General features: G+C 74.7%; 17 protein-coding genes. 10 read left to right on the forward strand and 7 right to left on the reverse strand.

The annotated features are described in order from the left end of the window. The first annotated feature begins 155 nt into the window (after positions 1–155). From ACFVFR_RS07995 to ACFVFR_RS08025, 7 genes are all read left to right on the forward strand, one after another. Positions 156–3,878, forward strand: coding sequence for a hypothetical protein (locus tag ACFVFR_RS07995; RefSeq protein ID WP_383698836.1), 3,723 nt, complete (start codon positions 156–158; stop codon positions 3,876–3,878). Between the two features lie 301 nt (positions 3,879–4,179). Beyond that, positions 4,180–5,352, forward strand: coding sequence for an RICIN domain-containing protein (locus tag ACFVFR_RS08000; RefSeq protein WP_383698837.1), 1,173 nt, complete (start codon positions 4,180–4,182; stop codon positions 5,350–5,352). A 255-nt stretch (positions 5,353–5,607) separates the two neighbouring features. Further along, positions 5,608–6,873, forward strand: a complete 1,266-nt coding sequence (locus tag ACFVFR_RS08005) for a ricin-type beta-trefoil lectin domain protein (RefSeq protein ID WP_383698838.1) — start codon at positions 5,608–5,610, stop codon at positions 6,871–6,873. Between the two features lie 282 nt (positions 6,874–7,155). Further along, the gene (locus ACFVFR_RS08010) at positions 7,156–7,908 is read left to right on the forward strand and encodes a (5-formylfuran-3-yl)methyl phosphate synthase (RefSeq protein WP_383698839.1); all 753 of its coding nucleotides are present in this window, start codon (positions 7,156–7,158) and stop codon (positions 7,906–7,908) included. Between the two features lie 8 nt (positions 7,909–7,916). Continuing rightward, positions 7,917–9,320: an aldehyde dehydrogenase family protein gene (locus ACFVFR_RS08015; protein WP_383698840.1), complete on the forward strand. Its 1,404-nt coding sequence runs from the start codon at positions 7,917–7,919 to the stop codon at positions 9,318–9,320. After that, positions 9,317–10,411 carry an NAD(P)-dependent alcohol dehydrogenase gene (locus ACFVFR_RS08020; RefSeq protein ID WP_383698841.1) on the forward strand — a complete coding sequence of 365 codons (1,095 nt, stop codon included), beginning with the start codon at positions 9,317–9,319 and terminating at the stop codon, positions 10,409–10,411. Before ACFVFR_RS08015 ends, ACFVFR_RS08020 begins: the two co-directional genes overlap by 4 nt. A 197-nt stretch (positions 10,412–10,608) precedes the next feature. Next, on the forward strand, positions 10,609–11,517 hold the full coding sequence (locus ACFVFR_RS08025; protein WP_383698842.1) for a class I SAM-dependent methyltransferase: 909 nt from the start codon (positions 10,609–10,611) through the stop codon (positions 11,515–11,517). Positions 11,518–11,591: 74 nt separating this feature from the next. Here ACFVFR_RS08025 and ACFVFR_RS08030 read toward each other — a convergent pair whose 3' ends face one another. After that, positions 11,592–12,146, reverse strand: coding sequence for a hypothetical protein (locus ACFVFR_RS08030; protein WP_383698843.1), 555 nt, complete (start codon positions 12,144–12,146; stop codon positions 11,592–11,594). A 368-nt stretch (positions 12,147–12,514) separates the two neighbouring features. Continuing rightward, positions 12,515–14,008, reverse strand: a complete 1,494-nt coding sequence (locus ACFVFR_RS08035) for an FAD/NAD(P)-binding protein (RefSeq protein ID WP_383698844.1) — start codon at positions 14,006–14,008, stop codon at positions 12,515–12,517. Between the two features lie 585 nt (positions 14,009–14,593). Here ACFVFR_RS08035 and ACFVFR_RS08040 point away from each other — a divergent pair. The 3 genes from ACFVFR_RS08040 to ACFVFR_RS08050 all read left to right on the forward strand — a co-directional run bounded on the left by ACFVFR_RS08040 (position 14,594) and on the right by ACFVFR_RS08050 (position 17,202). Next, the gene (locus ACFVFR_RS08040) at positions 14,594–15,076 is read left to right on the forward strand and encodes a papain-like cysteine protease family protein (RefSeq protein ID WP_383698845.1); all 483 of its coding nucleotides are present in this window, start codon (positions 14,594–14,596) and stop codon (positions 15,074–15,076) included. Positions 15,077–15,085: 9 nt separating this feature from the next. Further along, positions 15,086–15,670: a hypothetical protein gene (locus ACFVFR_RS08045; RefSeq protein ID WP_383698846.1), complete on the forward strand. Its 585-nt coding sequence runs from the start codon at positions 15,086–15,088 to the stop codon at positions 15,668–15,670. Between the two features lie 176 nt (positions 15,671–15,846). After that, on the forward strand, positions 15,847–17,202 hold the full coding sequence (locus tag ACFVFR_RS08050) for a vanadium-dependent haloperoxidase (protein ID WP_383698847.1): 1,356 nt from the start codon (positions 15,847–15,849) through the stop codon (positions 17,200–17,202). Positions 17,203–17,387: 185 nt separating this feature from the next. Here the strand turns inward: ACFVFR_RS08050 and ACFVFR_RS08055 are convergent, their stop codons facing one another. The 5 genes from ACFVFR_RS08055 to ACFVFR_RS08075 form a co-directional block, all read right to left on the reverse strand. Then, positions 17,388–19,136: an FAD-dependent monooxygenase gene (locus ACFVFR_RS08055; protein WP_383698848.1), complete on the reverse strand. Its 1,749-nt coding sequence runs from the start codon at positions 19,134–19,136 to the stop codon at positions 17,388–17,390. A 74-nt stretch (positions 19,137–19,210) separates the two neighbouring features. Then, positions 19,211–19,984 (reverse strand): bifunctional 2-polyprenyl-6-hydroxyphenol methylase/3-demethylubiquinol 3-O-methyltransferase UbiG, encoded by a 774-nt coding sequence (gene ubiG / locus ACFVFR_RS08060; protein WP_383698849.1) that lies wholly within the window; start codon positions 19,982–19,984, stop codon positions 19,211–19,213. A 13-nt stretch (positions 19,985–19,997) separates the two neighbouring features. Beyond that, entirely contained in the window at positions 19,998–21,839 is a 1,842-nt protein-coding gene (gene asnB, locus ACFVFR_RS08065; protein WP_383698850.1) for an asparagine synthase (glutamine-hydrolyzing), read from the reverse strand. A 98-nt stretch (positions 21,840–21,937) separates the two neighbouring features. After that, a complete protein-coding gene (locus ACFVFR_RS08070) occupies positions 21,938–22,450 on the reverse strand; it encodes an SRPBCC family protein (protein WP_383698851.1) in 513 nt (170 codons plus the stop codon). Between the two features lie 128 nt (positions 22,451–22,578). Next, a complete protein-coding gene (locus tag ACFVFR_RS08075) occupies positions 22,579–23,268 on the reverse strand; it encodes a class I SAM-dependent methyltransferase (protein WP_383698852.1) in 690 nt (229 codons plus the stop codon). Positions 23,269–23,322 lie beyond the last annotated feature (54 nt).

Here is a 23,322-nt window from a genome sequence, read left to right on the forward strand (position 1 = left end):
AAGGCTCGGACGGCTACGATTTCGAGGGAATCAACGCAGCGGAGAAATCGCCCCTCAACGGTTCGATGCCATGGTCGTGAATTACGATCCGCACGGCACGCTGGACCGTTTCTCTCGGTAGACGAGGTTCGTATGAGCAAGTCCGGAGCCCGCTGGTGAGCCGGTGGGTCCTGGGGCGTCGGGGCCTCACGCGTCGCCGCGCCACCGCCGCACCCGACCGGGGGGCCGGCGCGCCCGAGCCCGCCGCCGCGCCGGGGGCCGACGGGGGACAGGAGACGTTCGCCGTCGAGGAGTTCGGCGGCCTCGTCCTGCTCCGGCTGCCCACGGACGACACGCTCGGCCCCGCCGACATCGAGGACCTGACGCGCTCGGTGACGGCCGCCGACGACGACCACACCGTCACCGTCGTCGCCGGAGCCGACGCCACGACCGCCCCGGCCCTGTGGCCGCGCCTGGCGACCCTGTTGGACGCGCTGCGCGAGGAGGGCACCACCACCGTCAGGCTCGTCATGTCCGGCGTCGGCGCCGACCACCCGGACCGCCCGGCGATCGCGCGCCGCGTCGCCGACTCCTGGGACATGGAGGTGATCGCCCCCGACGGACTGGTGGTGGTCGTGCCGGGCGGCGGGCTCTTCGTCCCGGCCGGCGAGGACACACCCCACGCCGCGCGCGGCTGGTGGCGGTTTCGCCCCGGAGCCGACCCCCTGCCGCTGGGGCCGCGCCAGCCCGCCCCGGACTGGCAACGTTCGCTCACGGACGTGCCCGCGCGCACTCGGGGCGGCTACCGGGTGGAGCAGATCCCCGCTGGCCTGCTGATACGACCGACGTCCGCCCCCGCGCCCCGGCCCGGCGACCTGTGTTACGCGGTTCCGGTCGCCTCCCGCGCACCGCTGGTGCTGGTGGGGGTGCCCGGCGGCGAGGACGTTCCGCCACGGGAGGTGGCCGAGGCGGTCGCCGCGATCGCGCCCTCGGGTCGGGCCGGGGTGGGGATCGCTCCCGGTGGGCGCGGGGACGCGCTCGCGGCCGGCCAGGCGGTCGCCGACGAACTCGGCGCGGAGACCGTGGTGCACTCGGGCCCGCCGCTGCTGGCCGGCGGCACCGTACGCGCCACCTTCACCGACGCCGCCGGCGTACCGCGCTGGCAGCCCTACGTGGACGCGGTGGCCTGCCGCCCGCGCCACACGCCGGACGCCGCGCCGCCAGAGTCGCGCCCGCTCACCTGGAACCTGCCGGTGTCGGGCCCCGCCGGCGCGGCGGAGGCGACGGTGCTGCTCGCCGCCCCCTGGCAGGTCACCGCCACGCGCGCGGGCCTGTGGGTGGGCGAGGCCGACGGCGAGCACCCTGCGGCCACCGTGCGACCGGTCTCGCCGGACGGCCCGTTGATCGAGGTCGGTCGCCCGGGCGAGACGCTCGCGGACACGCTGTGGCCCGAACTGGACCGGCTGCTCGGCGCCCTCGGGACCGAGGTCCGCACCCGCGCCCGGGTGCGGGTGCACGGCGTCTGCGCGGACGGCGGGCAGGAACTGCGCCGCCTCGCGGGCCGCCACGCCCTTCGCGGCGTACGCCTGACGCCCGGTCCCGCCACGCGGGCCGCGACCCAAGCGCGAAAGGACGCTCCCGCGTCGGGCGGTGCCGTCAGGCCGGAGCGCGTCTCGGAGGTCGGGTCCGGGCCGGGGCCTGACGCCGCGACGGAGTCCGACGCTCTCGCGGCGGGCGCCGGCCCGGCGTCGGCGCCCCGTGCCGCGTCGGAGGCCGCGCCCGTGCCCGCGGCGCGCGCTGTGTCGGGGCACGGCCCGGTGGCCCCGGGACCGGGGGAGGGCGGCTCGGAGGCGGGGTCTGACCCGGTGGCTGACCGTGGGTCGGTGTCGGGGGCGCGGTCTGGGGCGGTGCCCGGCGGCGGGCTGGCGCCCGGACCAACACCTGGGCCGGCGGCTGACCTTGGGTCGGTCTCGGGGGGCACGCTTGCGCCGGTGCCCGAGCGTGGGCCGGTGTCGGGAGCGACGTTCGGGGCGCTGCCCGAGCCTGGGGCGGTGTCCGATCGCGTGCTGGCGCCCGGTCCTCCGGTGGCGGTGCCCGATGTCGCGGCGGCGTCCGGTCCGGTGTCGGAGTCCGGCCGTGTGTCGGTGCCGGCCCCGGTACCGGTGGCCGGGTCGGGACCCGAAGTCGTACCGGAGGCCGGCCGGTCCACACGGCGGCCCGACCCCGTGCCGGCGCTCGCTTCCCTGCCGGAGCTGGCCTCGACGCCGACGGCCAGCGCGACGTCGGAGGCGCTGGCCGCCACCGACTCCGCCACCGGCGCGGAGCCGGCGGAGCCCGCCGGAGTGAAGGCACCGCTCGCTGTGTCGCCCACGCCACGGGGCGGGTCGATGGAAACGCCGACTTCGGCGACCTCGAACGCTTCCGAGGCCCCGGCTTCCTCGGACGTTTCCGAGGCCCCGGCCGCCGCCTCGACCCAGGTGCCCGCCGCCGCGCCGCGTGCCGCCGCTGACGCGGGTGCCGTCGCCCCGCCGCCCCACTCCGCCCCCGAACCGCATCCGACCACGGCGGCCGACTCCGCGCCGACGGCACAGGGAGCGCGGACGGCGAGTGTGCCGCCCCCGGGTCGCGACGACCCGGCACCGACCACCGCTCGCGGCGCGCCGCGTGACCCGTCGGGCGAGGACGGCCCGCCCGTTCCGGGGCCCCCGGTGCGCCCTTCCCTGGTGGGCGGGGTACCGCTGGCGAGCGGCGTGGACCCGCTGGCTTTTGCCCCGCTCGCCCCGGCCCCGGCCCCGCTACCGGCGAACGCCGAGCCCCCCGAACCACCCCTGCCCGCGCGTCCGGCCGGGGTGGGGCACACGCCCGCGCCCGTGGGCCCCCCGGGGCCGGTCCGTACCACCGTGACGCCTTCCGACCCGGGGGCCGCCCCCGCACCACGGATCGCTCCCGAGGGGCCCGACGGCTGCGGCGGGGCGGGGCCGTCCGAGGCCGCGCCGCACTCCCAGCCCGCGCACGATGCCGGGCCGGCGGCCCACGGTGTGTCCGGTGCCGGGCCGTCGCCTGACACGTCGGGCCCGGAGGGCGTCTCGGTGCCGACGGCGCCCACGTACGTCCTGCCGTCGGTCCCGTTCCCGCCCGGCCACGTCAGCACCGAGACGGAGCGGGCGGCGTTCCGCGCGCTCGCGGAGCCGGTGTGGGAACGGCTCGGGTCGGCGGTGGCCCGTACGCTCATGCGGATGCCCGCGCTGCGCGGGCACGAACAGGTGGCCGCCCGCGCCGACCTGATCGCGCTGCGGCTCTATCTGCACACGGAATCCGCCGAGTTGAACCACGCGGCCCTCCGCCACGGGCTGCGCGCGGGCGACGCGCGCCTGCTGCCGTACGCCGCGTGCGTCGCCTCCGGGCTGCGGCGCCTGCCCTCCTTCCGGGGGGTCGTCGTACGTGGCGCCCCGTCCCCGGCCGAAGGGGGCCACCCCCCTGTGCCGGGCGCCGTGTTGCGCGACCCCGCGCCGGTCAGCGGCCTCGCGGCGGAGGGTGGCGGGGGAGGGGCCGACGGGCCGCGCTACGCGATCTGGTCGGTCACCGGCCGGCGCGTACGCCAACTCGCCGACACGCCCGGAGCACGGGTGTCCGGAGCGCGGGAGGAGATCGTCTTCTCGCCCGGCACGGCCTTTCGCGTGCTGGAGGTGCGGCCCGGCGCGCCGGGGCAGGGCGCGCCGCTGGTCCTGCTGCGCGAACTACCGCTCCCCGCCACGGCCACGACCGTGGCGGGCGGCCCGCTGGACGACCACGACCGTGCCGCGCTCGGGCGGCTTGACGAGATGCTGCGCCGGTCCCCGGCGGCGGGCCCGGCGTGGCCCGACCGCTGCACGGGGCCGATCGGCCGCACTAGCGACTGAGGAGACCCCCGCGATGCCGCGTCACCAGCAACCCCCGGCCCAGGAACCGCCGGACGAGCCACGGGCCCACGGCGAGGCGCCGCCCACGCCACCGCGTCCGGCCGTACGTCGGGCCACCGCCCTGCCGTCGGTGCCAGGTGAGGGCGGAGCCGCCCTCACCCCACGCGCCGCTCCGCCCCCGACGAGGGCGTCAGCCACTGCCGACGCCACCCCCGGCCGCCGGCCGCCGAGCGCGCCCACCAGCACCGGCCCGACTCCTGGCCCCGAGGTGCCCGGCGCCGCGAGCGCCGGCCGAGACGCGGTGACCGGGCGGCCCGGTGGTGACGAGGCCCACGCCCCGACCGCCGCCCCGGCCGCCGCGTCGACGACAGGTGCGACGACGTCCGCCGCGCCGACGGCCGGCGCGGTCGAGCGACCGGCCGTGCCCGACGGCACGCCGGCCACCGCCGACTCGTCCACCACGGCATCGCCTGTCACCACCTCGTCGTCCACTGCCTCGGCCACGGCCGGTGGCGCTCCCGCCGAGCCGCTCGCGGCGACGGTGGCGGCCGGCGCGTCGCCCACCGGCCGCCCGCACAGGCAACTGCTCGCCGGAGCGGCGATCGCCGGGACGGTCCTGATCGGCCTGCCGCTGCTGTTCCTCGGACTGGGGGAGGACGACAAGAAGGCGGATTCCGTGGCGGTGGCGCGCGACGCGTCCGACACGGTGCTGCGGGACGAGGGCCCCGACCGCCAGCACCCCGGCGGGTACGCCCCGGCCTCGCCCTCCGCCGCTCCCTCGCCGAAGGCCACGCGCGCGTCGAGCCCGCCACGCGCGGAGCGGAGTACCCCGCCCACCTCGCCCACGATCCGGCCCGAGCAGCCCCACCACCAGCCCGCCACGCGTGAGCGAGCCGAGCCGCACACCACCCCGGGCCCGCGTGCCAAACCCTCCTCGACGCCGCGCCCGAAGAAGTCCCCGCGAGTCCACCGGGGGACGGGCCTGCCCCAGGGGCCGAACTTCGACACCGTCAAGGGCGTGGTGCTGAAGAACACGATGACGCGCATGTGCGCCGACGTCCCCGGCTACGGCATGGGCACGCTGAACGGGCCGGTCAACCAGTTCACTTGCGACGGCTCCGACCGCGACAACCAACGCTGGGACCTGGTCGTCGGGCAGCGGGACGGCGGACCCGGCGGCGCCGACCTGTTCACCATCCGCAACAGCGGGGACGGCTACTGCCTGGACCTGCCCGACTACGGCGCCAAGCCCAGCCGCACCCCGGTCTACCAGTGGCACTGCAACCCCGGGCCCCACGACAACCAGATGTGGTACCTCGACAAGAAGGCCGACGGCGCGTTCTGGATACGCAACCGCGCCAGCCGCAACATGTGCCTCGACGTGGGCGGCTTCTACGGTTCGGGCGGCAGGGACGCCCGGCTGACGATCTTCGAGTGCGACCTCAGGGACGACCACCTGTGGTCCTTCGCGTGAGCCCGCCATCCCTCGTGTGAGCCCGCGCCGAGCGGGGGCCCACCGGCCCCCGCGTAGGCCCGACGGGCTCGCCCCACGAAGCCGGCACGCCGGCCCGCGAACCGCCACCGCCCTGTCCGACCACCGCCCCGCGCGACCGGCCGACCCCACCCGGGCGGGGCGGGCCCCGCCCGAACCGCCCACCCCGGCCGAACCGCCGCGCCGGACACCCAACACGTCACACGGGGGCGCCCACCGCACCCCCACGGAGGCCCGATGTCCGCCCAGCACACGCCCGACACCCCGCCGCGAACCCCCAAGCCCACCCCGCCCCCGGCCGCGTCCCCCGCCGCGCCGGCCGTGGCACCGAAGCCGGCGGGAGCCGACGAGGCGCGGGGGCCCGAACAGCCGGGCGGGGCCACGGCCCCCTCGGCCGGCGGCCCCGCGCCGGTACGCCAGGCGGTGGCGCTGCCGGGCATACCCGAGGGGCCGAACAGCGCCCTGGCCCCGGCCCACAACGCCCCGCGCGCGGGGAAGCCGTCCGCCACGCCGCCAGCCGACGCGGCCTCCGCCGCTGCCGCGACCACCCCCGCCGCTGCCGGCGCCCCCGCTGCCGCGACCGCCCCCGCCACCGGTGCGGCTACCGCCGCCGCGCGGCCGGTCGGTGAGGGGTCGGCCGAGGTCGCCGTGGCCGTGACGGGCCACGACGGCGCGTCGCCGCAGGACGCGGCGGGCTCGGCCGCGCCCGGCCGGCCGCGCAAGCCCATGCTGGCCGCCGCCGCCATCGTGGGCGCGCTGCTGATCGCCGTCCCCTTCCTGGTGGCGTCCGACGACAAGGACAGCGAATCCGTCACGGTGGTGGAGCGGAGCCCCACGCCCGACACGGTCCTGGACGACCTGCCGCCAGGTGGGCCCGGCGCGTACACCTCCGCGTCCCCCTCGGTGACTCCCTCACCGTCCGCCCGCCCCTCGCGCTCCACCTCCCCCCGACCGACCACGCCTCCCAGCGCGTCCGCGAGCCCGCGCGAACAGAGCCCGACGCCGCCGCCCGCTACCGAGTCGCCCGCCCGACCCCCGCGCGCCGAACCCACCACGGCCAAGCCGACCACCGCCCACCCGGCGCCTCCGCCACGACCGCGCGAGTCGAAGGCACGCACGACCTATCCCGGCCGGGCACTGGTGAACGCCAAGTCGGGGAAGTGCCTGAGCGCCGGGCAGGGCACGGACGGCACGCAGCTCCAACTCTGGACCTGCGACGGCTCCGCCGCCCAGCACTGGGACGTGCGACAGGACGGCACCATCCGCTCCGTGGGCCTGTGCATGGACGTGGCCTGGGCCTCCACCCAGGACATGACGTCCATACAGGTCGCGGTATGCAGCGGGAACCCGGCGCAGCAGTTCCACCTGAACGGCTCCGACGACCTGGTGGCCGGGATCGCGAACAAGTGCGTGGACGCCGCCCTCGGCGGGACGGAGAACGGCACCCGGACCGTCCTGTTCTCCTGCACCGGAAACGCGAACCAGACCTGGACCTGGCGCTAGAGCGCGAACTCCCGCCCGCCGCCCGGGCGGCCCGCCCCGCCGCCGGTCGCCCGCCCCGCCGTCGCCCGCACGCCCGTCGCTCGGCGGGCCACCATCAACCGGCCCGTGCTGCCCAGGGTGCGCGGGGGGCGCAGGGAAGCAGCGGTGACACTCTGACGGGTGATGTGTGCGCCCTGCCGCCAACGGCGGACATGTGGGGAAGATGTGTGGCGCGTGTGTCGCACACGTGTCCGCGCCCGTCCGTCCGTGGCGGCGGACGGGCCCATGTGGAGGTGGTTGGGGTTGTTACTTCTCGTGTCTCCGGACAGCGTCGAAGAGGCTCGCGTCTGCGCGCGGGCGGCGGAGCACCTTGACATCGTCGACGTGAAGAAGCCCGACGAGGGCTCGCTGGGCGCGAACTACCCGTGGGTCATCCGGGAGATCCGCACCGTCGTCCCGGCCGACAAGCCGGTCTCGGCCACCGTGGGCGACGTGCCGTACAAGCCGGGCACGGTGGCCCAGGCGGCGCTGGGCGCGGTCGTCTCCGGGGCCACGTACATCAAGGTCGGCCTCTACGGCTGTACTACCCCCGACCAGGGCATCGAGGTCATGCGCGGGGTCGTGCGGGCCGTGAAGGACCATCGGCCGGACGCGTTCGTCGTCGCCTCGGGGTACGCGGACGCCCACCGGATCGGCTGCGTCAACCCGCTCGCGATACCCGACATCGCCCGCCGCTCGGGTGCCGACGCGGCGATGCTCGACACCGCGATCAAGGACGGGTCGCGGCTGTTCGACCACGTGCCGCCCGAGGCGTGCGCGGAGTTCGTCCGCCTGGCCCACGCGGCCGGCCTGCTCGCCGCGCTGGCCGGCAGCGTCAAGGCGGTGGACCTGGGCACGTTGACCGGCATGGGTACGGACATCGTCGGCGTGCGCGGCGCGGTCTGTGAGGGAGGTGACCGCGACGCGGGAAGGATTCGGCCACAGCTGGTGGCCGACTTCCGGGCGGAGATGGAGCGCCATGCCCGGGAGCACGCCGCCGTCGCGCCGGCGAGCTGATCGCCGCCATGCTGACACATCAGCCCTCCGCCACGGCCCGGGCCCGCGAGGGCCACCTCACCGTCCTCGACCCGGCGACCGGTGAGGCGTTCGACCAGGCCCCCGACCAGTCGCCGGACGAGCTGGACGCGGTGATCGACCGGTCCCACCGGGCCTGGCGTCCCTGGCGTTCCGACCCGGCGGCCCGCTCCGACGCGATGCGTGCGGCGGCCGACGCCGTGGAGGCGGCCGGTCCCGACCTGGCCCCGCTCCTCACCCGCGAACAGGGCAAGCCCCTGGCCGAATCGCACGCGGAGATCGCCCGCGTGGCGGCCCGCCTGCGCTACTTCGCCGCCCTGGACCCGGGGACGCAGCCGATCGCCGACGGCCGGCCGGTGCGCAGCCGGGTCCGCTGGCGCTCGCTCGGGCCCACCGCCGGCATCGTCCCGTGGAACTTCCCCCTGCAACTGGCGGCGGCCAAGTTCGCCCCCGCGCTCGCCGCCGGCAACACCGTGGTGCTCAAGCCCTCGCCGTTCACGCCGCTGGCCACTCGGCTGCTGGGCTCGGTCATGGCCGCCGCCCTGCCCCCGGACGTGCTGACCGTGGTCACCGGCCGCGAACCCCTCGGTGCCCGCCTCGTCGCGCACCCGGGCATCCGCCACGTGACCTTCACCGGTTCGGTGCCTACCGGGCGGGACGTCGCCGCCGGCGCGGCGGCCTCGCTGGCCCGCACCACCCTGGAGCTCGGCGGCAACGACGCCGCCATCCTGCTCGACGACGTGGACGTGGAGGAGATCGCGGACCGGCTGTTCTGGGCGGCCTTTCGCAACTGCGGCCAGGTCTGCATGGCCGTCAAGCGCGTCTACGCCCCGGCCCGGCTCTACCCCCAGGTGGTCGAGGCCCTCGCGGAGCGGGCGAGGTCCCTCGTCGTGGGGCCCGGGCTCGACCCGCGCACGCGACTGGGGCCGGTCAACAACGCCGCCCAACTGGAGCGGGTCGAGCGCTACACGGCCACGGCCCTGGCCGACGGTGCCCGGGTGGCCACCGGCGGCCGCCGCCTGGACCGGCCGGGCTACTTCTTCGCCCCGACGATCCTGGCCGACGTCCCCGCCGCCAGCGCGGTCGTCTGCGAGGAACAGTTCGGCCCCGTGCTGCCGGTGCTGGCGTACGACCGGCTCGACGAGGCCGTGGCGGCGGCCAACGCCACCGACTTCGGACTGGGCGGCTCGGTGTGGGGCACCGACGTCGACCGGGCCGAGGCGGTGGCCGACCGACTGGAGTGCGGGACGGCGTGGATCAACCACCACGCCGAACTCTCCCTCGCCCAGCCCTTCGCGGGCACCAAGGACAGCGGCGTCGGCGTCGCCGGCGGACCCTGGGCGCTGTACGGGAACCTCCAGCCGTTCGTCACCCACCGGCCGGAGGCGGAGTGAGCAGGAGGTTCGAGGCGGCGGTGCTCCGCTCGTACGAGAGCCGGTTCACCGTCGAGGAGGTGGCGCTCACGGCGGGGCCGGCGGACGGCGAGATCCTCGTCGAGATCGCGGGCTGTGGGATGTGCCGGACCGACCTGGCGATCCGCCGGTCGGCCGGCCGTTCGCCGCTGCCCGCGGTGCTCGGCCACGAGGGCGCCGGCGTCGTGGTGGAGACGGGCGGCGCGGACACCGGCCTGAGCGTCGGCGACCACGTCGTGCTGAGCTTCGACTCCTGCGGGCACTGCCAGAGCTGCGCGGCTGCCGCCCCCGCCTACTGCGACTCCTTCGCCTCACTCAACCTCTTCGGTGGGCGCACGGCGGGCGCGGAACGGTTCACCGACGCGGCCGGCGGCGCCCTGGCGCCCCGCTGGTTCGGCCAGTCCTCGTTCGCCGCGTACGCGCTGGTCCCGGCCCGCAACGCCGTCCGGGTCGACCCCTCGTTGCCCCTCGAACTGCTGGGGCCGCTCGGCTGCGGCTTCCTCACCGGCGCCGGCGCGGTCCTCCACTCCTTCGGCGCGGGCCCCGGCGACACCCTGGTCGTCTACGGCGCCGGCGCGGTGGGGCTGGCCTCGGTGATGGCGGCCACCGCCGCCGGCGCGGTGGTCGTGGCCGTCGACCGGCACCCGCGACGACTGGCCCTGGCCGAAGGGTTCGGCGCGATCCCGCTGCACGCCGCCCAGGCCGGACTCGCCGACCGCGTACGGCGACTGACCGACGGCGGGGCGCGGTTCGCGTTGGACACCACGGGCTCCGCCCCGCTGGTCAACGAGGCCCTGCGGGCCCTGCGCCCCAGAGGCCACCTCGGCCTGGTGGCCCGGCTGCACACGACACTCCCGCTCGACGTGGGCACCCTGGACCGTGGCCGGCGGATCTCCCACATCTGCGAGGGGGACGCGGTGCCCGGACTGCTGGTCCCACGGCTGATCGGGCTGTGGCAGGCCGGCCGCTTCCCCTTCGACCAACTCATCCGCACGTACCCGCTCGCCGACATCAACGAGGCCGAACGCGACTGCGAGGCCGGTCGCGTGGTCAAACCCGTCCTGGTCCCGTGAGGTTCGCGGCGCCCCACGGAGGGGGCGCCGCGAGCACACCAGGACCCGGAGCACCACGGCCGGGGCGGCACACGGAGTGGGGCGCCCCGGGCCGCCCGCCGCGCACGCGGCACCGCCCCGTGCGCCCCGTCGTCCCCCACGCCCCGCCGTCTCGTACTCCTCGCCGTTCGCCATCTCTACGCGCCAAGGGAGCTCACGTGGTCGACACAGCACAGCGCGACGCCGACATGGAAGGGGTGGCCGAAGGCGTGGGCCTGACCGCCCTGTTGGTCGCCGCGGCACGGGCGATGGAAACCCACCGCCCCGACAGCCTGGCCCGGGACACCTACGCGGAGTACTTCGTACGCGCGGCGCCGGCCTCCGCCGGCTGGCCGGTCCGCCCGCGCCAGGTTCCCGAGGGTGACCTGAACCCGCTGTGGGGGCGGTTCGCCCGCTACTTCGGCCTACGCACCCGGGTCCTGGACGACCACCTCCTGCGCTCGACGCGCGCGGGCGGCGCCCGCCAGGTGGTGCTGCTGGGCGCGGGGTTGGACTCGCGGGCGTACCGGCTCGACTGGCCCGAGGACCGCGTGGTCTTCGAGATCGACCGGGCGGGGGTGCTGGAGTTCAAGCACAAGGTGCTGGCGGGCATGCCGACCGCCGCCAGGGCGACCCGCGTACCGGTCCCAGTCGACCTGCGCGCCGACTGGGTCAGCGCGCTGATCGACGCCGGCTTCGACCCGCACGCCCCCACCTCCTGGCTGGCCGAGGGGCTGCTCTTCTACCTGCCCAGCGCCGCCGAGACCTATCTGATGGACACGGTGGAGCGGCTCAGCGCGCCGGGCAGCGCGCTGGCGTTCGAGATCAAGGTCGAGAAGGACCTGTGGGCGTACCGCGACAGCGCGCTCTACACCGCGACACGACAGCAACTGGGCATCGACCTGCTCAGCCTGTTCAACCACCAGCCACGCCCCGACTCGGCGGGTCGCCTGGCGGACCGGGGCTGGTCGACCGAGACCCGTTCCCCCTTCGACTTCACGCGCCTGCACGGACGCGGCCCGCTGCCCGAGCCGAACGACGCCCTGGAGGGCAACCGCTGGGTCTTCGCCCACAAGCCCCGACCCTGACGGCCTCGACGGGCCGGGCCCGACAGGGCCACACGGGCGGACCGGCCGGAGCCGGCCCGCCCGTGCCGCGCGAGCTAGTCGATCTTGAGCGAGGTGATCTCGTCGTTCCAGCCGCTGAGCAGGCGGATCTCGGTGTGGTTGGGGCCGGTGTAGCCCGGGTACCAGTTGCCGCCGCCGTTGGCGTCCCTGGCCAGGTGGGCGGTGCAGGCTCCGGTGCGGTACGCGGACGTCTCGTCGTTGAAACCGTAGGCTCCGAGGTTCTGCCAGGACCCACGGTCGTAGAAGCGCAGAACGCGCCCCTTCATGTTCTCGTCCTGCCCCAACTGCAGCGGCGACGCGCAGCGGGCGCGCGGGTCCGCCCTGTCGGCGCCCCGCTCCACCAGGGCGGCGTGCCGGTCGAGTTCGGCGACCGTGCGGAAGCAGGCCACGCCGTCGCGCGTCCGCCACACGCCACAGGCCCGGGCCTCGCCCCAGCCCCGCGAGAGGTCGATCTGCCGGTGTTCGAAGGAGGCGAGGGCTCCGCGCTGCCCGGCGGCGGGTGTCGCCGTCGCGGAGCTGGTGGTCACGGCGCCGGCGGCCAGGAACGCGGCTGCGGCGAGCGTGACGGCACAGTGTTTCCCGTAGTTCATGATGACCCTCTCGTTGGACGGGCTGGGGGGCCGCGAACGCGCCCGCACACCCTCACGCTCGGCACTCCGGGGCTCCCCACACGCCGGTGTCGACGACAGCGCCGCGAGCGCGCACATCCGCTGCCGTCGGTGCGACACCACCGAGTCCAGCAGGCGACGGGTTGTTCGGCACGCCCGTTCCGTACCGCGAACAACGGGCCGCCGACAGGGGGTGAGTGGCGGGACGGACGGGACGGAACCAGGCTGCGCCCCCCGCACCGGCACGCCGGCGTCCGCCACGACCACGTCCGCTCCCGGTACGCGCGCCCGACGACACCGCCGCGCGCCGCGAGCCCGCCACCGGGCCGGGCCGCTTCGCGTACGGCGGGTCAGGACCCGTGGGGGCCGGCTTCCGTCGGCTCCTCGGCGGGTAGCGCCAGGCGGTCGGCGACCTCGCCCGCCTGGCTCACGACGTGGTGCAGGTGGTTGGCGAAGGGAATCCGCAGATGGGTGCCCACCCCCACCACCCAGACCCGCTCGGGCGCCGCCGCCGGACCGGTGCGGACGCGTAGGTCGGCCGCCAGGTGGTCGACGGCGGCGGCGTCCGGCGGCGGCTCCGCCAGGTACAGGCTCCGCCCCGCGCGATCCCAGAACAGCTCGGGCGGGCGGAAGCCGGTGGCGTTGACGACGTGATCGAACTCCCGCACGCCCGCGTCGGGCCACCGCACCCGCCACCGCCCGTCCACGAAGGAGACGTCGCACGGGTACCCGGTGGCCACGCGCAGCGTCCCACGGTCCAGGTGGGTCACCAGCCGGCGGGCGTTGACCAGCGCCAGGGCCGTGACGTAGCGGTTGACGAACGGCGCGAAGCGGGACAGCAGCGCGTGGGTGCGCTCGGTGGACAGGGTGTCGCCCAGCGCGATGGCGGCGTCGATGAGGGGGGCACACGCCCGCGCCCAGTGGCAGGCGCCGGCCTCGGCCAGCGCCGTCTCCTCGCGCAACCGTCGCACGGGATCGTCGGCCGTGGACGTCTGCCGACGCAGCGGCAGCGGCGCGACCGACCGGACCGCCTCGACCGTGTGCCGTACTATCCGGTCCTCCAGCCACGGGTCGGCGGGGTCGAGCCGGGCGAGGCGGTCCAACGCCGGGAGGGCGTGTGGCGGCGCGGCCAACGAGGCCCGCACGGCGGGGAGTTGACCTGAGGGCGAGGTGAGGGTGGTTCGGTGCCCGTCGCGACACAGCAACAACGCCGCGTCGACGGCGCTTTGGTGCGTCCCCAGCACCAGCACCCGCCCGGGACGCCGGCCCAGCGCGCGACGCAGCCGAGCGCTGGGATAGGGGCTGTCCAGATAGCGGGCGTGGCGCTGCCAGGCTGCGAAGCCGTCCGGGACGCGAGGCTGGTGCACTCCCGTGCAGAGCACCACGTCGTCGGCCGGCAGGTACCGACCGTCGGCCAGCCGTACGCGGTAGCCGTGCGCCGTCACCTCCACCGCGCGCGCCGTGGCCGCCACGTGGTCCACGGTGACGCCGTGCGCGGCGGCCCGCTCGCCGGCCTGGGCCGAGCGGGTCCGGCAGTACTCGGCCATCCACGACCTGGGCACGCACTCCTCGCCCCGCCCCGCCCAGCCGCGCTGGCGAAGGTGGTCGGCGAAGTCCTCCGGGCACCGAGCCCGCACGGAGTTGAGGTCCACCGCGCTGTTGCACATCAGCAGCGGGTCGCTGTCACCGAAGGCCAGCCCCCACCCCGACGGGCGCGGGTCCACCACCCGCACCGACCGTACGGCGGGCGCTTCCCCCGCGCCCGTACCGGCGGGGCGCGTGAGCGCGTCCACCAGTTGCACCAGCACACTGCTCCCGGCCGCCCCACCACCGACGATCACCACGTCGCGCCCGTCCGAGCCTCGCGCCCCGCTCCACCGCGCACCGGACGGCGCACCCCGCACAGCCCCCGCCACCGCTTCCGCCTCCGTGTCCACCGGGCCTCCCTTCCCGTCCGCCTACCACCGCCGCCTCGCTCACCGCACAGGTCCCGGCCCACCACCTCCGCCTCGCGGGCCCGCCCCGCCGCACGGACCCACCCTGACCGCCTCCCGTCCCGCGCGAAAGAGGGCCGCCCGCGCGGTGCGGGGCAACGGAGCGCGCGAAGCCGGGTACCGCTTCCGACTTGTCCGTTCCGGGGGTGTCCTCCATCCTGGAGTAGAGGACTGCCCGGCGCCGGCGACGAGCCGCTCGGCTCGTCGGCCGCCGCCCGGACGCGGCCCCACCGGGCGCCGAACCGCGGCCCGCCATCCCGTGACCGGCCGGTCCGCGACGGGACGAGTTAAGAACCCCGCCACGCGCTTCCGCGATTCCCGCGCCCACCCGTGTGAACGGGATCCGCCCTGACGCCTCGGGCGCGTTCTCCGCCGGGCCGGTCCCGCCAGCACGTCGTGCGACACGCCGTGCCGCCGGACGGAAGGAGGCGGAAGGTGACCACTCTCCCCTTCACCATGCAAAAGCAGGTCAAGAGCAACTGGTGCTGGGCCGCCGTCGCGGCCAGCGCCGCGACCTTCTACAACGGGTCCACACCCTGGACCCAGTGCCGGGTGGCGAACTCCAACCTCAACCGCGGCGACTGCTGCGGTTCCCCCGCGGGCGACCCGTGCAACGTGACCAGCGTGCTCGACCGGCCGCTGACCATCGTCAACTGCTTCGACCGCATGGTCAACGCGTCCGTCCCGGAGTCGGACGCGGTGACCGAGATCGTCCGTAACCATCCGCTCTGCCTCCGCGTCCGGTGGAGCGACGGCAGCGGGCACTTCCTGGCCATCGTCGGCTACGGGGAGTCGGTGGGCGTCGTCTTCGTCGACGACCCGATCTACGGCTCGGCCGCCATTCTCTACAGCGTTCTCCGCACCCGCTACCAGGGATCGGGAACCTGGACCCACTCCTACTTCACGACCGCTCGCTGAGGAGGCGACATGGCACTCCACGCCCCACAACCCCCAGCGGCATCGCGAACGGCCGCCCGGGAGGGCATCGACAGACTCGTGGACAGCGGGGTGATCCCACCCTTCGCACGCGCCCGGAGCGGCACCGATCTCGACCTCACCCGCCCCCGGGAGCTCTACCAACTGGGGCGCGCCGAACTGCTCGGTGACGCCGGGCTGGCCGCCGCCCGACCGGTCCTGTGGCGGTACGTGGTCGAGCTGGGCGACGAGGACGTCGCCCTGGCCGACACCCAGCCCGAGCCGGACGGCACCCACGTCCTCGGCCAGGTGAACTACGGGCCGTTCGTGGCCGGCATCGCCCAGGCCCTGCGCGTCGCGGAAGGCGCCGAGCGCGAGGTGGACGCCGAGTCGCGACTGCTGCACGTCCCGGCCCTGCACCTGATCGCGGTGTGGCTGCGCGCCACCACCGGCGAGGACCGCCTGATACCGGCCGACCCCGCCCCCGAGGGCATCGACGCCGGACGCCTCTACCGGGCCGACACCCTCCTGCCCACCCTGACCACGCTGGCCGCGGCCCTGCCGGAGCCGATCACCGACGACGCACGGGGCGGCTAGCCACTGGGGCCCAGGGGACACGGGAACCCACCGGGACGGGTGGGACGGACGGGATGCCACCGGGTCCCGCGAACACCCCGACGCGCGCTGTCCGGCCAGCTCCGGGCGCCGTTGACAGCCGCGAGAGCGCGCGCGAGCATCCCTCTCGATCCGCAGACCCAGAGGGGGAGTTCACCGTGTCCAGATCCGCCGCCGGCAGAGCGGGCGGCGCCGCGCCGCGCCGCCGTACCGTTCTCCTCGGCCTGACCGCCGGGGCCGCCACCGCGCTGACGCTCGGCCCGCGCCCGGCCCGCGCGGCCGACGCTCCCTACGAGCCCGTCCTGTACTGGGGCAAGATCCTCGAAGGCGCCGTCAAGGACACCGGCGGGGCGCCCGGCCCGGCGGCCCGAGCGGCGGCCATCACCCACCTGGCGATGTACGACGCGGCGAACTCGATCGTGCCCATCGGCCGCCCCTACCTGGCCAGGCAGCCGGTGCTCGGCACCGCCTCGCTGAACGCCGCCATCGCCACCGCCGCGTACACCGCGCTGCGCGCCCTCTACCCCTCCGGTTCCTTCGACGGGAACTACGGCTTCGCCCTCTCCCAGGACACCAGCTCCCAGACGGAGAAGGACAAGGGCGCGGCCGTGGGCCGGGCGGCGGCACAGGCACTGGTCCAGGCCCGGGCCAACGACGGATCGACGGCCACGGTGACCTACACCCCCGACGGCGTGCCCGGGGCCTGGCGCGAGACCGGCTCGGGCCCGGCCGTCACACCGCACTGGGGCCGGGTGACCCCCTTCGGCGAGTCCACCCCCGGGCAGTTCCGGCCCGGCCCGCCCGGTGGCTTCGCCACCTACCAGGACCTGTTACGCAGCGGCCCGTACGCGGACCAGGTCAACGAGGTGCGCGTGTTCGGCGGGCACTCCAGCACGGCGGTCACCACGGTGGTGCGGACCCCGGAACAGAGCGACATCGGCCGCTTCTGGGCCAACGACCTCGACGGCACCTACAAGCCGACCTCCCAGCTCTACCAGCACGCCCGCATCATCGCCCGCAAGAAGGCGCTGACCCCCACCCAGAACGCGCGGCTCTTCGCCGTGCTGTCGATCGCCCTGGCCGACGCCGCGGTCGTCGCCTGGGACGCCAAGTACAACGCGCCGATCGACCTGTGGCGGCCGGTGTCCGCGATCAACCTCGCCGACAACGACGGCAACCCGGCCACGACACCCGACCCCGCGTGGCGCCCGCTCTCCTCCTACCTGGACGGCTCCAGCTTCACGCCCGCCTTCCCCGCCTACGTCTCGGGCCACGCCACGTTCGCCGGCGCCTGGGGAGGCGTGCTCACGACCTACTTCGGGACCGACGCCATCGCCTTCAGCGCCACCACCGACGGCGGCGCCGTCACCCGCCGGTTCAACACGCTCTCGGCCGCCACCAACGAGAACGCCATCAGCCGCCTCTACCTCGGCGTCCACTACCGCTGGGACGCCGAACAGGGCCTGAGCACCGGCGAGAACGTCGCCCGCAACGTCACCGCCAGCTACCTCTGACCCGGTTCTCCTGGCCCGGGCCCCCGCCCCCCCCGCCACGACGCGCGCCCACCGGCCGCTCCCGGCCATCAGCTCACACCACGCCACGGGGGCACGCCCACGGGGGCACACCCACGGGGGTGGACCACCAAGCGGTGGCCTCCCCCCCGTGGGCCCGTGGCCGCCGGTCGGGGCGGTGGGCTCGGTCAGCGACTGGCCCGCTCCGAGGGTGTGCCCAGGAGGTGGGCCAGGACCTTGGGGAGCTCCGTGGACGCCTCGCTGGTCTGGGCGCGCCAGGCGACGTGCCCGTCGGGGCGGACCAGGACACAGCCGTCGGACTCGACCTCGCGCTGGCGCTCCCAGGTGCCGTACGGGTCGCGCAGCCCCTCCGCCGCGCCGACCGTGCGGACCGTGACGGTGACCCCGGTCAGCCGGGCGGTCTCGCGGGCCGCCTCGTGCCACGCCTGGCCGCCGCGCCCGGTGAGCAGCGTGAACCGGCCCCGACCGACCACGTCCAGGGTGGAGACCCGGCGCCGGCCGTCCTCCAGCCAGGCGTGCGGGAGGCGGGCCCCGGGCCAGGTGGTGGCCTGGTAGTACAGCTCGGGGTCGGTGTCCTGCACGGGTTCCGGCGTGCCGTCGTCCACCCGGGCACCGGACCGGTAGCGGTAGCCGATCTCCACCCCGTGCGCGTTGACCTGGTAGTTGATCCGGTCGGTCGCGGCGGCCAGGGCCGCCCTGCGCTGGTCCGCCTCCGGCGTGTCGTCGGTCAGGCCGCGCAGCAGCGCGGACTGCTCCGAGGCGCTCTGCCCGGCCGTGAAGCCCAGCGCCGCCGGAATGCCGAGGAAGTCCAGCATGCTGCGCACCGCCCGGTCGACGATCTGACCGCCCACCGGCAGCCGCTCGCTGTGGTAGGTGTCGAGCAGCTCGGGCCCGGCGGTCCCCTCCAGCACCAGCCGCAGTTTCCAGCACAGGTTGAACGCGTCGGCGACCGCCGAGTTCAGGCCCAGACCGTTGGTGGGAGGCATCTGGTGCACCGCGTCACCGACGCAGAACACCCGCCCCGACGCGTACCGGGGGGCGACGACCGCGTTGACCTCCCACGGCGAGATGTGCTTGATCGTGATGTCGACCGAGGGGTCGCCGACGCTCTCGCGGATGTGGGCCAGCACCTCCTCGTGGTCGTTCGGGTCGAACTCCTCGTCGGGACCGAAGAAGCGCAGGTAGACCCACTCGTTCCAGGGCCTGATGCTGACGAAGACCCGGCCGTCCTCGGGCGGGTTGCCCGGTACGGCGCCCATGTAGAGGATCGCGGGGCGGTCCTCGCAGTAGCGGGACAGGTCCGCCTCGAACCAGATGGACGCCACCTTCGCCAGCCCGGTCTGCCCCTCGACGGTCAGCCCGGCCTGTTCCATCACCCGGCTGTTGGCACCGTCCGCGCCGATCAGGTAGTCGCAGCGCACCTCGTACTCCTGCCCGGTGCGCCGGTCGGCGATCACCGCGGTGACCCCGTCCGCGTCCTGGGTCAGGCGCAGGAACTCCTGCCCGAACCGCAGCTCCCCGACGTGCGCCCGCTCGGCCTCGCGGACCAGGATCGGCTCCAGCAGGTGCTGCGGAAGGTTGCACATCTGACTGGGGCTGGCGGCACGGTAGTCGCCGACGCGGTCCGGTCCGTTGCCGTACGCGTCGAGCCGGCTGACCTCCGGGCCGGCGAAGGTGGACATGAAGACGTGGTTGGCCAGCAGCGGGCTCGGCGTCGCCGCGGCCAACACCGCCTCCTCGACACCGAGGTCGCGCAGGATCTCACCGGTGCGCTGGTTGAGCAGGTGCGCGCGCGGGGTGTTCGCGTTCGTCTCGTACCTGCCGACCACCAGATGCCGAATGCCGTAGCGCGACAGCGCCAGCGAGGCCGTCAGGCCGGCCGGGCCGTTGCCCACGATCAGTACCGGTACGTGCACGCTGGGAGCCTCCTGTGACGTGGGGCGGGCTGGGTGTGCGGCGGGGGTACCCGCTATGGCCTGGTCCGTGGCGTTCACCGGGCGACCTTCCGGGCGTAGCCGCCGTAGATGACCGAGGTGTCCTTGGCCACCTTGAGCTGGAACCTGCGGCCCAGCTCGCCGTAGGTGATCTCGCCACGGGCCCGGCTGCGCATCGCGCGCAGCAGCTCCAGCGGGGGCCGGCTGGAGGCGAAGCCGACCAGGTCCTCGTTGTGCAGGCCGTGCGTGCGGAAGAGGGCGTGCAGCTCGGCGGGCTTGATGAAGCCGTTCCAGTCGTGCAGGTCCTTGGGGGCGAAGCGGACGGACTTCCAGTCCTGCGCCATCTTGATCATGCCGAGCTTGGAGCGGAAGGTGCGGTTGATCGTGTCGTACAGGTAGTAGCCGCCGGGCTTGAGCACGCGTACGGCCTCGCTGACCGCCTGGCTGGTGTCCGAGACGTGCTCCAGGGTGTCGCAGCAGTACACCAGGTCGAAGGAGGCGTCGGGGAAGTCCAGTTTCTCCGCGAACCCCTCCTGGTAGTGGATGCCAAGACCCTCGGCGCGGGCGTGTGCGGCGGCTGCCTCCAGCGAGGGGCCCGAGGGGTCCACACCGGTGACCCGGGCGCCCGTGTGCGCGAACCGCTCGGCCAGCAGCCCGCCACCGCACCCGATGTCGAGCATCCGCTGACCGGTCAGGTCGATGCCGAGCCGGCTGGTCAGCACCTCGTGGAAGTAGTCGAACCGGGGCGGGGTGAACGCCTCCAGGGTGGCGAAGGGCTGGTTGTCGTCCCACCACGAGAGGTGGTTGTACACGTCGTTGTCGACTGGCATGGTCGCTGGCTCCTCAGGAGAGCTTGATGGTCGGACGGCGGACATCGAGCCAGACGGCCAGGTCGAGCACGCGCTCGAACGCCTCGCGCTCGTCGGCCTCGACGGCCTCGGGCAGGCCCCGGGCGGCCTTGGTCAGGGCGTCCCGGTCGAAGAACTCCACGGCGCGGTGGTCGTCGGTCAGCAACGCGTCCACCTGGCGCTGGAGTTCGCTGACGTACCGCAGTTCCTGGGTGTGCGGGTAGAGCGCCTTGACCCGCTCCACCACCGAACGCGGCAGGACGTCCTGGACGGCCGCGCGCAGCAGGCTCTTCTCGCGCCCGTCGAACGTCTTCATCGACCAGGGCGTGTTGTACACGTACTCCACCAGGCGGTGGTCGCAGATCGGCACCCGCACCTCAAGCCCGACCGCCATGCTCATCCGGTCCTTGCGGTCCAGGAGCATCCCCAGCAGGCTCGTCAGGTGCACGTAGCTGAACTCGCGCATCCGCCGCTCGTGCGCGTCCTCGCCCGGCACCACCGGGATCTCGGCCACCGACTGCTCGTACCGCTGCTTCCAGTAGCCGGGCACGTCCAGGGTGCCGACGAGCAGGTCGGGGCTGATCAGCTTGGTGGGGTGGGACTTGGGGCTCAGGCCGGAGGCCGTCACCCACGGGAACATGGCGGCCTGCTGCACCGTCGGGTGGTGGAACCACGGGTAGCCGCCGAAGATCTCGTCGGCCGACTCGCCTGACAGCGCCACCGTCGAGTGCTCGCGCACCGCCTTGAACAGCAGGTACAGCGAGTTGTCCGCCTCGCCGAAGCCGAACGGCAGATCCCGGGCGCTGACCGTGGCCCGCCGCACCTCCGGGTTGGCCAACTCCTGGTGGTCCAGCCGGATGTCGTGGTGCTCGGTGCCCACGTGCTGGACCACCTCGCGGGCGAACGGCGCGTCCTGCGAGCCACGCAGCTCGTCGGGCCGGAACGCCTCGGGCTGCTCGAAGTCGACGGTGAACGTACGGGTCCGCTCGCCCCGCTCGGCCAGGTGCCGCCCCGCGAGCGCGGTCAGCGCGCTGGAGTCCAACCCGCCGGAGAGCAGCACGCACTGCGGCACGTCGGCCACCACCTGGTGCCGGACGCTGTCCTCGAGGAGTTCGCGCACGCGCCGTACCGTGGTCTCGGTGTCGTCGCGGTGCTCGGCGGCCTCCAGCCGCCAGTACGTCCGCTCGCGCAGGCCCGAGCGGTCCAGCACCACCAGCGCCCCGGGCCTGACCTCACGCAGGCCGGCCCACACCGAGCGCCCCGGCTCCTTGACGAACGCGAACAGCTCGCGCATGCCGTCGGTGTCCACCACCGGCTCGACCTCGGGGTGGGCCAGGATGGCCTTGGCCTCCGAGCCGAAGATCACCCCGTCCTCGGTCTCGTGGTAGTACAGCGGCTTGATGCCGAGCCGGTCGCGCAGCAGCACCAGCCTGTCCGAGCGGCCGTCCCAGATGCCCAGCGCGTACATGCCGGTGAGCCGGTCCGCGACGTCCTCGCCCCACTCCAGGTAGCCGCGCAACACCACCTCGGTGTCGCTGGCGGTGCGGAACGCGTGCCCACGGCGGCGCAGTTCGTCCCGTAGCTCGACGAAGTTGTACGCCTCACCGCTGTACGTCAGGACCACCGGGCCGTCCGGGGTCTGCTCGACCATGGGCTGGGCGCCGCCCGCCAGGTCGATGACGGACAGCCGACGGTGCCCGAGCGCGGCCGAGCGCGACAGCCAGGTGCCTTCGGCGTCCGGGCCCCGGCACAGCATGGTGTCCGTCATCGCGTCCAACGTGGCCGCTTCAGCACTCAGGTCCCGCCGGAAGGCGATCCACCCGGTGATCCCACACATACGTCCTCTTTCTCGTGCCTGGTTCTCTTGCCTGTGGCGGTTCTTCGATGGCCGGGAAGGGGCAGGCCAGGGGCGCGGCGGGCGGCCGCGCCCGCCCCTCAGCGGTGCGCGGTAGCCCGTTGGGTGGCCATGTAGCCGGGCAGACCGTCGATGTGGGAGCGCCCCACCGGGGCGAAGGAGAGCCGGTCCAGGGCCGGTCCGAAGAGCGACCAGGGCCGGTTCAGCTCGGCCGCCCAGCGCCAGCTGAACCGGGCGCCGTACGCGGTCGGTTCCACCACGTAGTCCTCCACCAGCCGCCGGAAGATCGGCCGCGTACCCGCCACTCCGCTGAACGTCTTGCGGTAGCCCTCCTCCCAGCGGAAGAAGCGCTCGCGCAGGGCGAAGTCGCCACCCATCTCGATCTCGCGCGTGGTCCCGACACCGAACGGCCGGGGCGAGGTCCACGTCAGCCGCTTCATGCCCTTGGTCCAGCTCGACACGCCGTCCCCGGTCAGCGCCTCCCAGGTCTCCTGTGCCGAGTAGGGCACCTCCACCGAACGGGCGTGGTAGAGCGGGGCCGTGGCGAACAGGGCGTCGTCGGCCTCCTCGATCGGATACCAGCGTGCGGCCATGGGGGCGGGTCCTTTTCTGTGCGAGGAGTGGCTGTGCGGTGCGCCCGTGGCGTCGGCACGACGGGAGTGGGGCGGGCGCGGTGGCGCGGTCAGGCCGCGCGGCAGGTTGGCGCGGTGGGCGGCTTGTCTCACGCGGGCTTACGTCCCCGGAAGAGCGCGACGCTGCCGCGCGTCACCAGGTCGAAGTCGTCGAAGTTCTGCTTCAACTGGTCCCGCAGGTCTTCCAGGTCGTCCTCGGAGTTGTGGAAGACGCCCTTGTCGTTGAGGTTGTCCATCAGCCAGCGCCCCGCCCGGGACACCGGAACCCCCGAGTACAGGATGGTGCTGCCGAAGACCGTGCCGCCGGGCCGGACCGCGGCCGCGGCGTGCCGGATGGCCACCCCCTTGTCTCGCAGGCTGCCCGGCACGCAGTGCAACAGGAAGCTGAGGGCGGCCGAGTCGTGGCTCTCCGCCGGCACCGGCAGCGGCTCCAGCGCGTTGGCGACGACCTTGTCGGTCTCGTAGAACGCCAGCCGCCGCGCGGTGAAGTCCAGCGTGCTGGGGTTGAGGTCGGCCAGCGTGATCTTCGGGTTGGAGACCGGGAAGCGGGTGCGGGTCAGCAGGTAGCCGGTGCCCACCCCGAGCTCCAGGTGCTTGGCCCCGACGCTGGTGGCGTACATCCGGAGGAAGTTGCGCGGGGAGCAGCGCCAGAAGAGCGGGGCGCTGCCACGGAACACCACCAGGTCGTAGAACGCGAGGGCCCGCGGGTGGTACGCGGCCTGGCCGTCCAGGACGTCCTGGTCGACCGGGCCGGACTGGTGGTCGTGTGTGCTGGTCATTGCTGGTCACCCTCGATTGCGGTCGGTGAGATGGTGGGCACGGTCGTGGTCGTA

The sequence above is a fragment of the Streptomyces sp. NPDC057702 genome, assembly GCF_042799315.1.
Taxonomy (GTDB): domain Bacteria; phylum Actinomycetota; class Actinomycetes; order Streptomycetales; family Streptomycetaceae; genus Streptomyces.